Annotated in this window: 9 protein-coding genes; 2 read left to right on the top strand and 7 right to left on the bottom strand. The window is 53.6% G+C overall.

Annotation, left to right across the window (positions count from 1 at the left end; all coding sequences use genetic code 11):
* Nucleotides 1–57: 57 nt before the first annotated feature.
* From C7W93_RS16440 to C7W93_RS16430, 3 genes are all read right to left on the bottom strand, one after another.
* Nucleotides 58–603, bottom strand: coding sequence for a penicillin-binding protein activator LpoB (locus C7W93_RS16440; RefSeq protein WP_108442174.1), 546 nt, complete (start codon nt 601–603; stop codon nt 58–60).
* 111 nt (nt 604–714) lie between these two features.
* The gene (locus C7W93_RS16435; RefSeq protein ID WP_108441366.1) at nt 715–4,773 is read right to left on the bottom strand and encodes a tetratricopeptide repeat protein; all 4,059 of its coding nucleotides are present in this window, start codon (nt 4,771–4,773) and stop codon (nt 715–717) included.
* Nucleotides 4,763–7,627 (bottom strand): bifunctional glycoside hydrolase 114/ polysaccharide deacetylase family protein, encoded by a 2,865-nt coding sequence (locus C7W93_RS16430; protein ID WP_108441365.1) that lies wholly within the window; start codon nt 7,625–7,627, stop codon nt 4,763–4,765. The genes C7W93_RS16435 and C7W93_RS16430 overlap by 11 nt, the downstream gene beginning before the upstream one ends.
* 406 nt (nt 7,628–8,033) lie before the next feature.
* Between C7W93_RS16430 and galE the strand changes: the two genes are divergently transcribed.
* Nucleotides 8,034–9,065, top strand: a complete 1,032-nt coding sequence (galE, locus tag C7W93_RS16425; protein ID WP_108441364.1) for a UDP-glucose 4-epimerase GalE — start codon at nt 8,034–8,036, stop codon at nt 9,063–9,065.
* A gap of 28 nt (nt 9,066–9,093) precedes the next feature.
* On the opposite strand, the gene C7W93_RS16420 is transcribed toward galE, so the two are convergent.
* From C7W93_RS16420 to C7W93_RS16405, 4 genes are read right to left on the bottom strand one after another with little or no spacing between them, the layout of a single operon-like run.
* Nucleotides 9,094–9,990: a hypothetical protein gene (locus tag C7W93_RS16420; protein WP_108441363.1), complete on the bottom strand. Its 897-nt coding sequence runs from the start codon at nt 9,988–9,990 to the stop codon at nt 9,094–9,096.
* A gap of 47 nt (nt 9,991–10,037) precedes the next feature.
* Complete coding sequence (locus C7W93_RS16415; RefSeq protein WP_108441362.1) at nt 10,038–11,915, bottom strand: StlD/DarB family beta-ketosynthase; 1,878 nt, start codon at nt 11,913–11,915, stop codon at nt 10,038–10,040.
* Nucleotides 11,905–12,780, bottom strand: a complete 876-nt coding sequence (locus tag C7W93_RS16410) for a fatty acid desaturase (RefSeq protein ID WP_108441361.1) — start codon at nt 12,778–12,780, stop codon at nt 11,905–11,907. The genes C7W93_RS16415 and C7W93_RS16410 overlap by 11 nt, the downstream gene beginning before the upstream one ends.
* Complete coding sequence (locus tag C7W93_RS16405; RefSeq protein WP_108441360.1) at nt 12,770–13,498, bottom strand: sterol desaturase family protein; 729 nt, start codon at nt 13,496–13,498, stop codon at nt 12,770–12,772. The genes C7W93_RS16410 and C7W93_RS16405 overlap by 11 nt, the downstream gene beginning before the upstream one ends.
* A gap of 642 nt (nt 13,499–14,140) precedes the next feature.
* Between C7W93_RS16405 and C7W93_RS25375 the strand changes: the two genes are divergently transcribed.
* Nucleotides 14,141–16,051: a collagen-like triple helix repeat-containing protein gene (locus C7W93_RS25375; RefSeq protein ID WP_108441359.1), complete on the top strand. Its 1,911-nt coding sequence runs from the start codon at nt 14,141–14,143 to the stop codon at nt 16,049–16,051.
* The last annotated feature ends 71 nt before the right edge of the window (nt 16,052–16,122 follow it).

Below are 16,122 nucleotides of genomic sequence, written 5' to 3'. Positions count from 1 at the left end.
CTGATTTATTACTTACTTATTGACGCTGCATTGACAATCGATTGCCAGCGGCGTGCTTCATTTAGCCAAAGAACTTAATAGCTGACCGATGAGTTTTTGGGCCACGCCAGAGACAGCATCGCGGCTCCAGCCAGAACGGCTGCCGGAGGCTGTCCAGACGACTTCGCCGGTCTCGATATTGATCAGTTTGAGCGAAATGCCGACTGCAGGCTCGCCATCAACGCCGACTTTATAGCGCCATTCCTGAACCGATCCGGTCAGGCCGTATTTGGCTTTTTGCGTGCGTGCGGTGGCGGTGGCTTGCTCCACCGCGTCGCGGTCAATATTTTGAAATAGCGTATCGCTGTTGACGGTGCCAGCGTAGTGCTTCAATTGGGTGAAGCCGTCAGCTTGTAGTAGTGTTTCTACCAGCACTTCTGCACGTGCACCAGCCTGCGGTGTTTCGGTCAGGTTGATGATCGGCAGCAGCGCGATACTGTCGCCGCGCTGCACGTCTACCGCCGAGGTGGATTTAATCACTGCGCAGCCGCTGAGGGCGGTAGCTGCCATAAAGGTGACGGCAAGTACGGACGAGCGTATCGACGAATGTACAGATAAGCCCATGCGGCGATTGACGAGCTGGGAAAAAGTAATCATTGCTACCTCCAAGTAAATGTAATTTTGTCGTTCTTTGTGATACGGATTAAGCAGTATTCAAAAAACCTGAGAAACCTATTAGAAATTCCAGCGATATCGCACACCAAATTCCGAAGCCGGAGAGCCACCGTTTTGGGCGGAGCGGTCATGCGTGTAGTACAGCATTGCGTGATCGTTACCCAACACCGATCCGGCCACTCCTACCCGCGCGTTGCGGACCCATCCTTCGCGGGTGTCATGCAGCAGGCCGACTTCTAGAAATGGTCGCCATGCGCGGGTATAGTTTTCTTGCAAGTCCATGCCGAAACTAAATACCAGACCGGCTTGGGTAAAGCTGGCTGGCATGACCTCGGCGACGGTGGCTGTGCCGTCGGGTGAGAGGTGGCCAAACAGTGTGCCAGCGTCGCCGCTGACGGTGTAATTGGCGCGGGTGGCGACGGCGCGCAGCGTGAAATCGGGATACTCGATCCGGAAGCGATGACCGGCTTCGATTTCAAACTGGGTGCCGCTGCCGATGGCGGTTCTGTCTTGTGCGTAATAGCGGGATGCTTCGACCTGACCCTGAATAAAATCATGCGTGCCGATGCGCCAGTTGGCACCAAGGGAGGCGACATCTTTCATGCCGCCGATGCGTAATTGCGGCGAGTCGGTGGCTTCTTGGTTGAGGCCCAATCCAGCGTTCCAGGTCAGGGCGTCAAGCTCTTTCCAGCTGCCTGCAAACCGTGCTTGTCCAAAGGTTTTTACGGCATTACGGGTGCCAGCTTCAAATAACAGATCGGTATTGGTAGTTTTATAGTTCAGGCCCAGCTTCAGGCTTCTATCCTGATGGGGAACATTGATTAATTGCGTCAGATCGTCGCTATGCTGATTGCGGATGGCTTCTTTGATGATCACGCTGAGATGTTCGGTGACATGCTGCTTCAGCGTTAAATCGCTTTCCACGAAGCGCAGCGGACTTTGCCGGAACGATGTGGCGCCGGCTTCGACATAGTTCGCATTGACTAAAGCGGTTTCGGTGAACCGGGATTGCAGTTCTTCGTTGTCAGGATTTTTGTCCAGTCCGTTAAACGCCAGACGTTGCGCTTCTCTGCTGCGGTCGAGCCGAATGTTGGCATCGATACGATTCAACAGTGGCAGACGATCAGGATTGTCAGCCAGCAATTTTTCCATCGCGGGGATGTCGTCGGCGGCGAGGGCAATCGCTATTTCCGCAAAGGCCGGGCGCTCCAGCTGAGCGGCATAGCGTTGCGCCATCCATGCGCGTGCCAGCTCATACGGTTCGTTGGATAACGACCATGTCAACGCGACATCTTCGGCGACTGCTTCCGAATATACCGGTGCTTTGGCAGGGCCGATTTTGATGTCGTCGGTGGCTAACCCAAGTCCTTGAATCGAGAACGTTTGACCGCCCGGTGCACTGGCTTGATCGGCGAGGTTTTGGCGTAATACATGGGTCAGCAGATTGCGCGAGAAATCACCGCCGGCAAACGTTTGTGCCAGCGTGACGCTGCGGGCGCGCATTTCGGCTTGATTCTCGACGCTTTGCAGGCTGATTTCCACTTCGCTGTCGTCATCGGCATCTTTATCATTGGCTGTATTGCCAGCGCTTGCAACTTGCTGTGGTTTCTTGCCTGAACCGGGACTTGTGCCGAGTAATACAGCGCGACGTTTGGATATCTCCAGCCATGCCCGGCGGCGAATTTGCCAGGCGCGGTCCGGTTGCCCTAATTCTTCCAGCGCATCGGCGTAGGTAAGCGCAAACAATGGGTCGTTCAGTTTTTCCGGACCTTGTTTGTTCAAGAAATGGAGGGCGTTGGCGCGGTCATACAGACGCGTATAGCCCGCTGCGTACGGTGCCCACAATTCTGAGTCGTTCTCGGCATCGTCACGCCAGCGCTTGAGTGTGGCCCGCAATTCGATGTCAGTGCCGCGGTCCGTCAGCGCCCAGATAAAGGCAGCGCGTGCGTCGCCGGCGGTGTCATTCACTGCGATGACAGTGCGCAAGGTGGCCAGCGCGTCATCGTTACGTCCGGTTTGTCGCAGAAACTCTGCCTTGGCCATCAAAAATTCTGGCGATTTCTCGGCTGCTTCAGTTTGTTCCAAGGTCAGCGAGTTGAGCAGCGCATCAATCCGCTGCCATGCTCTGGCGCGGGAATACTGATAAACCGCTTCTTGCAACGAGACGATATTGCCGGTTTTGCGGAAAGAACTTTCTGCCAACCGCGCCGCATCAATCGGATACTCATCCCACAGACTGATGATGTTTTCCATGTCGCCCGGTGTAGCTTGTTGACTGGTAACCAGATGGCGCGAGGCTTCGCGGGCGACATCGTCACGCTCAGCACGCACGGCGCTCTGGATCAGCGCACGCCAAAAAAAGACATCGGCGGCATCGACCTTGTTTTGTACTGCCAGCAGCACGTCGCAGGCAGCGACAAAATCACCGCGTGCGCTATAGATATTTGCCAGCTTTAATGCGTAAGGGGTTTGCGGTCCGTATTCACGGTTAAGACGCAGATACGAACGCAGCGCAAGATCGTCGTCGCCAGTACGTTCGGCCAGCGCTGCATAGCGTTCCAGCAATTCTTTGCGATAGGCGGTTTTATTCATTTGCGCATCGAGGAATGCCAGCGCTTTGTCAGCCTGATCCAGCCGCTCGTAAGTGCCAACAATTTGATCAATCAACACCAGCTCAGAACGTGCGCTACCGGCTTGATGGCGCAATGCTTCCAGATAGACAGCATCGTTATTGAGCCCGGGCGCCAGCCGCAATACGGCTTGCCATGCCTCGGGACTATTGGTGGCGTGGGCCATGTCCAGCCATGCTTGCAATGCCTGCGGTGCCTGACCCTTCCACTCATTGACCATCGCGCGGCGGCGCATCCATAGCGGATCGCCGGGAGTCCGCCGGTTAGCTGCCTCGGCCACGCGCAAGGCTTCGGTCAGGTTTTGATTGGAGAGAAAAACGTTGTAAGTGAGTTCGAAATCGTCGTTTTGCGTTGATTTCGGGGTATCTGTTTTCGGTTTTTCGACAGGCGCAGCGGGCGCGGTATTTTTTTTGACCGCCGGACTCGCTTGCGCGGGTGCTGGCGTAGCTGAATTGGTGGCGTTGGCGGCGACCCGCAGAATCCCTGCGGGATGGTCGCGGTCTAGCGCTTTTCTTAATGCATTCCCTTTAACGCCATCCAGATACACCGGCTGATCGGCGGCGGGGTTGCTGCCGTCGCTGCTGGCGTGCATCAACACAAACGTGTCGGCCATTTGCATTCTGTCGATGGCGTTGATCGCGCTGGTTTGCATCACGCTCAGCAAGCGTTTGGCGTATTTTTCAGCCAGGTCTGGACGATTGGCGGAGCGCGCAAGGTTGGTGAGAAAACGCAATGTTTCTGCGTCGTTTTCCAGATAGGGACCGGCGTGTTCCTGCGCTTCCGACATTGCCAGTTGCATCAGATTACCGGCTTGCAATGCGCGCAGACCGGATAAAAAGTAAGTGCGTTGTTCTGCGAGCGAGGTTGAGGCTGCCTGTGCCGCAAAGGAGGCGTTTGCCGCATCGCGATATTTGCTGTTTTCCAGCGATAGTTCACCCGCCAGCATTTGCCATTCACCAGCATGTTTGGGATCCACCAGAGCCAGACGACGATAAAACTCAGCAGATAAATCCAGCAGATTCAGTGCGCGTGATTTGACAGCCAGGTTTTGCAGCGTGACGGGTTCCCATGTGAACGTTTTGGCTTGCGTCATCATGGTGCCGATTTTTTCTAGCAACGCAATCCGCTGCGGGTCTTCCGGCTGTAGCGCATAGGCGCGTTGTTCGGCGATTTGAATTTCCAGCAGCAGGGCATTGCCGCGGATAGTAGGGTCTGTGGCGGTGAGCAGGCGCGCCACCAGCGGATCGGCCTCTGTCAGCCGACCGGACTGGATATATTGGCGAGCGAGGACGCTGACCAGTTCCAGATCGTCACGTTTGATCCGTAACCATGCTTCAAGATAGGCCACGCTGAGCGCGTTGCCCTCCGCATTTTTGAGGCGCTGCACCAGACGTTCATGCGGCAGCATCAGGCCCAGCGTAAAAGCGATCAGTGCGCCGAATAGCGCAATGAAGAAAGGATGGACCAGACGTTCTCGTTTAATTGCCACAGCGGACCTCTATATGACGTAGCCCATCGGCAGCGACGACTGACTGCAACGGGAAATCAACACGGCTTAGGGAGTTTTCTTTTGTTAAACGCACTGCTTTTCCGTCTACGGTAACGTTGCATGATCCCGTTTGCGCCAGGCGCAGAATAGGTTTTACGTGTGATTTGAAATCGAACGACAGCGTATTGCCGGTTTTTACCAGATTCGAAATACGACCATTGGCGTCGGCCAGATAAGGCGCAGCAACGGAAGCAGGAGTGGCGGTGCCGATTGAAAATCGCGCTGTGTCGCCAGCCAGATGGACGTAAGTGCCGCCCGGTCCTGCGGCGTAACCAGCGACGCCTTCTGCGCTGTCCAGATTTGGTGTCGCGCCAGTTGGGATGCGTAATGTGCGCAGGTCGCCGGCGCTTCTGACGATCCAGTTGTCGCCTTCGCGCGCAATCGACATATTTTCAAAATCGATGACTTTGCGCACATATTCCGTAGCGTATATCGGAAAATTCGGCTGTGACAGCGCGTAGTCGTAGACCCGTTGCAAAGCTTTCAGTGCGGCTAATTTGGTGCCGCTATACATGTGGTAATAGATGTCGACTGGCTTGAAACGCAGTGGCAAATCGGTCATCTGGAAGGTTTCGATCACGCGTTCGAAGCCGTAGAAAGGTCCGGTCCACTCGTTGGTGTACAAGTCTTCATTCTGGTTGGGTGCATAGATCTGATATGCGCCCGGACCTTTGTTGACGCCCAACGGCGCGATGGCGGTCCAGCTGGCGTTGTTTTTGGTGATCAGGGTGTCGCCGCCGTTCATGTTCAGTACTCCGGCCGCGTAGACCTTTCTGACGGCATCGGCCGGAGGATCGCAACTGCCCGGCCACAGCAATATTGCCACCGGTTTGTTTTTGGTGGTCAGTGTGCTGTTGATGTAATTCAGGGTGCCGGTGATTTCGCGGTCCAGATTGTAAATATAGCCGGGAATATTCAGATGAAAATCTTCGGTCTGGACGGCGTTTGGTCCGGCTTTTCCTTCGGAGATTCGTTGATGCTTGACGGTAGCGTCCCACTCAAAAGGATGCGAGTAGGTATGGCTGCCAATTTCTACGTAGGGCAGGGCAAACATACGCTTGGCCAGCGCTTCCAGTTGTGGCGTCAGGTTGGGATACATGCCTTTGGCGCCGACTTCGCCTTCTACAATCGATAGCGTCGTAGGAATTTTGTATTTTTCCCAGACGTCTTTGTAGAGCGATTCGCCCGGAAAACCGCCGGGAAAAAATTCGTTACGCGATGCATAACCGTCGCCATCAACGTGCGCCATCAATAAGCGTCGACCATTTTCAGTGGTGGTATCCGGCACTGGCAGCAGCGTTAAATTTAATGCACGGCGGAAAAATTCAATCGGCTGGATCGCCCAGCTATTTTTTTGAATGTCATCCATGGCGTAGACGGCATACGGTGACAATACATAACCGCCCCAAGGTGTAATCGCTGCGGCGTCGACCGCGTACGCATCGGCACGCAGCCGCAGCAACGATGTGCTGCCACGTCCTGCTAGCACGCCGACGGCGTCGCGACGTTCGCCGGGTGGCATGATTTCAAAGCCCATCATAGGATCTTTTGACTCGACCTTGAGCGGACCGCGTGGCCGACCGGGGACAGATTTTAAGCCCAGTAGTTGGCCTAGTGCGCTATCGACCGGTGCGCCAAACTGGTTCATGAAGGCGACGCGCACGCCGGTTGTCATGCTGTCTTTTAGCCACTTGATGAACTTGGGTGACGACGTTCCCATGGGACCGTTAGCCCATACGACGATCCCTGCATAAATGTCGGAAGAGACATTCGAGGGCAACGTATCCTTCATGTCGGCATATTCAACTTTATAACCAAGATAGTTAAGCGGCGTGGCCAGAAAGCGCACCCCATCCGAGTTATCGATGTTGATATCCTCCGCCAGATTCTGGACGATCAGAATGCGGCGTGGGACAACGCCGACGCGTCCTGACCCAACCGTTTGCAAGCCGCCATCGGCGACATACGGGGTAATGCCTAATTTGTTTATCTTGGCAACGGTGCTATCAGCGCAGGCGCGGTTTCCCGGTGCGCAATAATCAATCGATATCACTGGCAAGTGATAAGTGTCTTGAATAGTTTTTACTTGGCCGAGTAACCATTGCCGATCGTTTTCGGGGACATCTATATAGCGCTTGCTGCCTTCGTCCCAGGCGCTGAAGAGTGATTCCAACGCTACTGCGGAGGCTAAGTTACTGACTTGCGGCAATATTTCAAAGCCGCGATTGAATACAAGATTGGCGTCGGGGTAACGGGCTTTTATCGCTTTGATGACGGCGATCAGACCGGCCTGCTGTTGCGCAATAGCGTCAGGAGTTTTGGCGACCAGTTGATAAGAATCGAGGGTATCGAGAAAAAAACCGCGAAAGCCCCGGCTCCACAATGGCGTGATAACCTTCTCTACAAAAAATGCAGGCCAGCCAGCGGCTGATTGATCGATTACTTTTGAGTTCCAGGTGGTGTTTTGTCCAATGAACCATGCTGGCGGAATCGCTTTTGCATAGCTGCGTGTAGCGGCAACTTCGCCCACGCTGACATAGGCCAGCCATTGGGTGCGGGCGCTTTTCAGCTGGTTTGGATTGATGTTGCTATCGGCGTCGAGCACGACTTTGTCGAACGCTTGCAGTTCGGCAATCGGTGGGTTGTCACCATAATAGAAGGCGTAGTTCGCCTTGTTGTCTGGCGAGGAAACATTTTCAGCAGCGAAGATTTTGCCGGCTGATAGAATAAATAGAATGGTGAAAATTACTGCAAAGTAATAAAATTGATTATCCCAGTCGACTGAAAGCCGCATAACTCTTTCCGATCTTTTACAACACCCTGTGGGTGATGAATTATTTGCAAAAATACGCGGTCGTATTTTCGCCCGATTTTAATTTTGTTTGGAATTTAAGAAACAGCCGTTGCAGAATAACATCAAATTATTATTATTTTATTAATATTTTTTCGCTTGCAATATTTCTTTAATAAAACATAACACAAACCGTTGAAAAAAGTTGTTAAAACATGTGAATTTTTTGTTTCAAGGTAACAGTTTTAATAGGAAATTTCTATTATGTATTTCCTTTATATTAAATAACTATTTTTGAATATAAATTTAAATGTTTTATATAAACAATTACTCAAAGTAAATAATTGCCGCATGCAAATTTTTTATTAAAAAATACATTGTTTATCCTTTCTATTTCTTTTAGGTGTGCATGAATAACTCTAATAAATCAGCCATTCTTCTGACCGGTGCAACCGGTTATATCGGCTCCCACACTTGGGTCGAATTGCTTAATGCAGGACACGACGTTATCGGCGTTGATAATTTGGTGAATAGCAGCCCCGTGGTATTGGACCGGATTCAGAAAATTACCGGGAAGAAACCCCATTTTGTAGAGGCTAATTTATGCGACCGCGCCGCGACGGAGTCTTTATTCAACGGCAACCGGATCGGCGCAGCGATTCATTTCGCGGCGCTAAAATCGGTAGGTGAATCGGTGGCGAAGCCGGTTGAGTATTACGCGAATAATCTTGGCGCTTTGTTAACTTTATGCAGCGCGATGACGGCGGCTGGCGTGGATCAGTTGGTCTTTAGCTCATCGGCAACGGTGTATGGCAATCCTGCGACGGTGCCAATCCGTGAGGATTTTCCGTTGTCGGCGACCAATCCGTACGGCCAGACCAAGCTGATGGGTGAGCAGATGCTGCGCGATCTGGAAATATCCAACGACAGCTGGAAAGTGGCGTATCTGCGCTATTTCAATCCGGTTGGTGCGCATGAAAGCGGCTTAATCGGTGAAGATCCGCGCGGCACGCCAAATAATTTGATGCCGTACATTGCCCGCGTTGCTGCTAAACGTTCAGCAAAATTGTCGGTATTCGGGTCGGATTATCCAACGGTCGACGGCACGGGCGTGCGTGACTATATCCACGTAGTCGATCTGGCGAAGGCACATTTGGCGGCGCTGGCCTATTTGCAACGCGAGCAGAAAAGTTTGACGACGAATATCGGCACCGGCTCTGGGTATAGCGTGCTGGAAGTGATTGCCGCGTATGAAAAGGCTAGCGATCAGCCGGTGCCTTACGATCTGGTCCCGCGTCGTCCTGGCGATATCGCGTCGTGCTACGCCGACCCAAGTCTGGCGGCGGAATTGTTGGGCTGGCGTGCAGAGCGTGGTTTGGCAGCGATGTGCGCGGATTCATGGAAATGGCAATCGCTGAATCCGCTGGGATTTGAGGCTTAACCCGCAACGGGTGTGTCTTTTTAGTCGATTAGTCTCTTAGCGGCGTTGGCGTCAACGCCGGTGTCTGTTGCGCCTGTTTCATCTCGGTCAGCAGACAATGCAGCATCTCACTAGACAAGCCATGTAACACCAGACGGTGCCCGGCACCCAAGGTGGACATCGGCACTAGTGGATGCTTATTGTTCAGCAGCAGCAGATGCTGCGGCGTATTCAGCACGGTCGCTGCATACACGCCCATGGTTTCATCGAGTTGCAAAGAGTTGGCAGCGCGCCAGAAATCGTTATCGGTCAGAAATAGCTGATAAACCGGTGTGAAAATCTCGATAGCGGTCTGTAGATCAATCCCGTTCAGACGGCCATGCGGCATATCTTCCATTTTCAGCGGCGGTTCCGTGATCATGCTGAAATCGACATTTTCTACCGCAGCCAATGCTTTTCCCTCGTCGCGCAGCTTTTGATTGAGGTGGATGACGAAATTAAATAAATTCAGATCATGCTTCAGAAATAATTCGTCTTCCAGATCGTCGATGGTCAACGGCGTCAGCGGCGATAAGGGCACGCTGACCGGTGCGTTGCGTTCAATGAAGGTAATGATTTGCGCACCCAGATGGAAATGCCGCAAGATCAGCCAATTCGCTTGCGGCGAGACGAAGCCTTTTAATCCCCATACCAGCAAACGATGCAGCAGTTTGGATGCCGACCAGCGACGCGGTAAAACCGCCTTCAACACTTGGATCAGGATGATCATTAATCGTGCAAAAGGGCGCACAAACGGCAGCAAAAATTGGCGCGATGGCGACGCCAGATCTTGCAACCATGCGCGCTTTACCTGATCCGGCAACGGCGTGCTGCTATCGAGATAGAGCGCTAGCCACGGGTCTGGATCGCGTGGATCGTGCGCTCTCTGTAAAAAATCGTTTTGCATGATGTGTGCTCAATAAGGAGTGTTGGTTTTACAGGGGTTGTTTGCGCTTAATCCTGGATATGTTCCAGCTGCATCAAATATAACTGGGCGGTGCGTTTGGCGGTGGCGTAAATGGCTTCGGCTGCGTTGGGATCGAGTTGCAGCGTGATTTCTATTGCGCACAGCCAGCGGGCGAGATGGTGCTCGTCATTGCCGCCGTGGTAATCCAGAAAATGGAAGGCCTGCGGCGGCAGCGCGACTTGCTGGCGCAACATTGGCAGCAGCGCTGGCACGATCCGTTGCCCTGTGCCTTCGATGATATAGATCGCGCCTAGCAGGCCGACTGGGTTTGGCGTAGCGGCCAAGGCGTGCAGATAACTGTTCAGCGCCTCGCCGCCGGGATTGCGTTTGAGCGCTGCCAGAGGCTGGTCGCCACCGGCTGCCAGATAGTCATCATACAAAATTTTGAAATCGTTTTGCTCGTCTCCGGCATGCATTTCGATCAGTTGGCCGAGCGCCGCAAATTCCCCGGTGAGCGAGGCGACCGCTTCGCGCATCCATAAACTGCCTTCTTTGACTTGCGGTACCCATTGCGCAGTCCAGTTGCGATACGCAGGGATATCGAATTTGCCGCTGACCAGCCGATGGATGACCGGCGTGCGCCAGGCTTGAGAGCGATAGTCCTGCCATAGACTGGCCAGACGGGTCAGTAACGGCTGCAGCGGTTCGGGGGCACTTTCTGGCTGATGCGGGGCGGGAATGTCGATCATTGATGGCGTTGGCGCAGTGACGCTGATTGGCGTTTCTGTTGTCTCTGCCATGTTCGCATCCTCTACTTCAAACAGCATGAATGCGGCGGTAATCCTGCCCGACTCCGGGATAAAACAGAATATCTTTTCACCTGCACGCAGGTTTTTTTGCTGCAAAAATTCAGCCAGCATGATGAAAATCGATGCCGCGCCGGTGTTGCCACGCGTCGCCAGATTGCTGTACCAGCGTTCTGGCGGAATGGTCAATCCGGCTTTCGCCAACAGTTCTTCTACCACTGGCATGAATTTGGCTGACGAGTAATGGCACAGAAAATGGTCGACGTCTTCGGACTTGATCCATCCGGCTTCGACTAATTTTACGTATTCATGAATGCAGACATCAAACAGATGAGGCAACAATCGAATGTCCTGCCGTAACGATAATGCACCAGCGGCTTCAGCTTCGGCGGAGGAGGCAAAGTCGAGGAACGATTTTTTGCGATCTTCGGTCAGGCCCAGTTGCATGCAGACCGGATAGTCGCCGGAAAAACTTTTCTGATGCACCCATTTCAGTTTGATACGCAGGCCATCGCGTGCCTGCGGTTGACGGCTCAACAACATCGCGCCAGCGCCATCGGACAGCATCCAGCGTAAGAAATGTGCACCGAAATCGCTGTCATAGTCGCGCGAGGCGAAACGGCTGCGTTTGAACATGCGGGATGGCATTTCGGCGGCCACCGCGAGCGCTTGCTGATGCGTGCCTAATTCGATGGCTTGCGCCGCGAATTCAATCGCGCTGACGCCAGCGGCGCATACGCCCTGACTTGAGAGGGTTTGCATCGGTGCCGCGCCCAGTTCGCCTTGAATCATGTTGGCGAAGCCGGGCATCAATGCATCGCCGCCGGACGAACCAACGCTGAGTAAGGACACCTGATCTAGCGTGGTGCTGGTTTGTTGCAGGCAAGCGTGGATGGCGGCGGCCGCCAACTGCGCGTGACTTTGCACGGTATTGCCGTCGGCATCGATGGCGTAATGGCGGGTCTGGATGCCGTTTTCGGTCAGAATCCGCTGCTTGATACGGCTGGAAATGCGATTCAGCGGCGCGATATAGTGATCCATATCGTCGTTGTTGACAGGTGCGCCGGGCAGATGAAATCCGGCTGCTGCGAGGTAGACATGTTTGAATTCAGTTGGCATTCTTTTCCCAGGGTTGCATCAGACTGCGACTACGCCAGCGCGGCCGTAGCAAACTTATAATAAATGTGCGAAACATATACGGCAACAACGGCCCCGCATTCAGTTGCGGACTAACCTGTGAGCGATAGTGTTGATGCAGTGCGCCCAGTTGCGACCAGTGGGCGCGAGGGTGGCGGTGGTGAGCAGTGTGCAATCCGATATTGAACAATAGCGGATTAACCCAGCCTTCAAAGTTGCGCGCAAAGTCGGTGGACGAGCTGCCGTCAGCATGTGCATGTTGCAGATAATTGGTGGCTAATAGCCAGTGCAAGCCATGCAATTGCGGAATCAGTATCAAGAGCAAAAATTTTTGCCAATTCAACCATCCCAGCAACGACCATAGCAGCGTGACGGCAATGTATTGGCGCAGAAAGTAGAAAAATACACTGGCGTGGCGCTGGCGTATTTGCATCAGCCAGCGCCAGATCATTGGATACAAGACTATGCCAGCCTGTAGCGGATGCAGCAGATAGCCGAGCAAATGATTGGTATCGCCGCCAAAACGATAGGTCCGTGCGACGTCCTGCGGACCGTGATGATAGCGATGATGATTGCCGGTATGGGCGGGATAGAAAACAAACGTCGGATGTCCCTGTAGCAGGGTGATCCAGACATCGGTAATGCGATTAAGGCGCTGGTTTTGCCAGATGCGCAAATGGGCGTGATTGTGATTGATCACTCCGACCCCCAGCGTTAAAAATAACAGCACGCCGTAAAGCAGCACATCGACTATTGAACCCGTTCCGTATTGCCAAAGATAGCCGACCAGCGGCGGCAGGCTAATGAGGTAGAGCAAGCTCTGCCAGTCTTTGCGACTACGCAGCATTCTTTTTCTCGCCGCGTGCAAGCTTGGCATCTGCTGCGTCAGAGGGTAATTCAGTGTTCAGCAGTCTGTCCATGAACGGAAACATGAAGCCGTAATTGCCGTGATAGCAGGCATGGTGCAAGTGATGACGGCGCGCGCCATTCAGCCACCAGCGATCATGATCGGCATCGGGCAGATAGTCGAAATTGGAGTGACCGATATTATTAAAGACGATGCTAAATACCGGCACGAAGGCGAGCGAATAAACGCTGAAATCATGCAATAGCATCGGCAGTAAAAGTACATTGCCCAGCATCATGGCTTCTAACGGTGTGAAGCTATAGCAGGTCCATGGCGTGGTGACGATAGAGCGGTGATGCGGCAGATGAAAGCGCTTCAGCCAGGATACGTGCAGCAAACGGTGACTGAGATAGAAATGGCATTCGTTCCACACCACCATGAACAAAATTTCCAGCGCGATTTGCCAGCCTGATGCTTGCACTGCTAATCCGGCCCAACCCAGTTGCAGCAAGCCCCACGGGAACACCATGCCGGTGCCGAACAAGAGAATGGTCACGCTGGATTCAGTCAGTTCGCGGCGCAGTTGCTGTGGTCCCAGTGGGCGCGGATCGAGCACGCGGCCATAGCCTAGCGCAGGCAAAATTTTGCGACTGAGGACGTAATTCAGCGCGCCCACACCGAAATATAGGCAGGCAAAAAAGACGATGCCAACGCCCATGATGGTGGTCCAGTGACAGGTCAGGATGAAATCGCGCACAGAATGGGTCTCGATTCAAAAAGCAGGTTGCTTCCACTATTGATGATGGTGCTGACACAGGGGAGTGTGCGGTTTCAAAAATGGGAATAAACAAAAATGTGACGACGTATTTTGTTGCCGATGAATCCGTAAAATCTGTCGCCGATGCTAATAGCGATGGGTTCTGGAGTTCGACTTGGTTGGCGGCGTTCCCGCAATTAATTGCAGGATAGCATCGGAATCGTCAAAGATGACAGGTTTAACAATCGCTCACATTCATGGAGTGACGGACGACGACTGGGGACAACAGGGATATTTCAGTGCGGGAAATTAGCGTGCGGTCAGTCAGAAATTCAGAATTCTTTTAGTCAAATGGGGCCTTGATGTTCCCTGACGTTACGTAGCATTTATTCCCAAAATGGCGTATTTAACAGAATTTAACGAACTTGGTATTTTTGAATTAATATTTTTAAGTGATTGATTTAAAAGGATTTTAATATTTTTTTTGGCGATAATTTAGAAGAAAAGGTGCCCAATTTTAATAATGTTGCCATCTGGTATGTTCTTTGCTGTAAAGAGCCTAAATCAGATTTCTATCTGGATTATTAAAAAAGGGAAAATATCATGAAGTCGTCACAAAAAAGAAACTTGGTCGCCGTATCAATGTTGTTCGCTGCTTTGCTCACCGGATGCGGCAGCGGCGGCTCGTTAGGCACACAAATCGGTGGCGGCGGTAATGGGCCCGTTGTAGGTCCGACTAGCGGCGGTACTGGCGGAACCGGTGGTACAGGTTCAACCGGTGGTACAGGTTCAACCGGTGGTACAGGCGGTACAGGATCAACGGGCGGCACGGGGGGGACAGGCGCGACAGGTCCAACGGGACCGACTGGACCAACCGGCCCAACGGGTCCAACAGGCGGTACAGGCGGCACTGGTGGGACAGGACCGACAGGACCGACAGGCCCAACGGGACCGACAGGACCGACAGGACCGACAGGACCGACAGGACCGACAGGACCAACAGGACCGACAGGCCCAACGGGACCGACAGGACCGACAGGACCGACAGGACCGACAGGACCAACAGGACCGACAGGCCCAACGGGACCGACAGGACCGACAGGCCCAACAGGACCGACAGGACCGACAGGACCGACCACCCCAGCGACATCGAATCTGCTTTCGAACACAGGGACTGTGGTATCCAGCGTCGGCACTGCCGTAAATGGTATCGGCTCGACATTAGCCAGCCAGTTGCCGTTGCCTGCCGCAGCTGGTGCCGGCTTGAACGGTGTCGTTAGCAATGCCAGCGGGATATTGACTACGCTGGGTGCTGGTGTGACCAATGGCCTCGGTCAAATCGGCACAGCAACTGATCCAGTTGGCATCACTGTCGGCAGTGTTGGTGGTGTAGTCGGAAAGGTCGGCGATACGGTGCAAAGCGCAGGTCAATTGGTCACAGGTTTAGGTAGCGGTCAGCTAGCGGCATTAGCGCCGATCACGACCCCAGTTGGTGGTTTGGTCAGTACGCTTGGCGGTGTGGTTAAACAATTGAATGCGCCATTGACTTCTGCTTTGACCACAGGTCCAGTGCAGCAAGTGACCTCCGGATTGAGCACAGTGATCGTGCCGCTAACTAGTACAGTCAACACGCTGACGCAAACAGTGGGTAATACAACGGGTCTGAATCAACCGGTCAATGCGTTACTGGCGACGGTTGGCGGCACGGTAGTCTCGCTGGGAAATCAGCTGACTGGCTCGAAAGCACCAGTTGCCGGAGATTTAGGCGGTGTGATCACGACTGTCGGTAATACCGTGATTGCATTGGGCGCGAACAGCCTGACGAATAGCAATCAACCGTTGCTGGGCAATCAGACCGGTGGCCTGCTAACCGGCTTGCTTGGCGGCTTGGGCGGTGCAACTGGTGGTACAGGTGCTGGTCCTCTGGCCCCGGTAACTGGTTTAGTTGGTGGTTTGCTAGGCGGCTTGGGTGGTGCAACTGGTGGTACAGGCGCTGGTCCTCTGGCTCCGGTAACTGGTTTAGTTGGTGGTTTGCTAGGCGGCTTGGGCGGTGCAACTGGTGGTACAAGTGCTGGTCCTCTGGCTCCGGTAACTGGTTTAGTTGGCGGTTTGTTAGGCGGCTTGGGCGGTGCAACTGGTGGTACAAGTGCTGGTCCTCTGGCTCCGGTAACTGGTTTAGTGGGCGGTTTGCTAGGCGGCCTGGGCGGTGCAACTGGTGGTACAAGTGCTAGTCCTCTGGCTCCGGTAACTGGTTTAGTTGGCGGTTTGCTAGGCGGCTTGGGCGGCGCAACTGGTGGTACAAGTGCTAGTCCTCTGGCTCCGGTAACTGGTTTAGTGGGCGGTTTGCTAGGCGGCCTGGGCGGTGCAACTGGTGGTACAGGTGCTGGTCCTCTGGCCCCGGTAACTGGTTTACTGGGCGGTTTGCTAGGCGGCTTGGGCGGTACAACTGGTGGTACAAGTGCTGGTCCTCTGGCTCCGGTAACTGGTTTGTTGGGCGTTCTGGCAGCAAAATAAAGCGCTCTTCCAATAAAAAACCCTCGGATGACTACCGAGGGTTTTTTTTCGCTCAAAATTGTCTGCTATCG

The organism is Glaciimonas sp. PCH181 (genome assembly GCF_003056055.1).
Taxonomy (GTDB): domain Bacteria; phylum Pseudomonadota; class Gammaproteobacteria; order Burkholderiales; family Burkholderiaceae_D; genus Glaciimonas.
The sequence above is the reverse complement of the archived record's forward strand: the minus strand, read 5'-3'. Positions and strand labels throughout refer to the sequence as shown.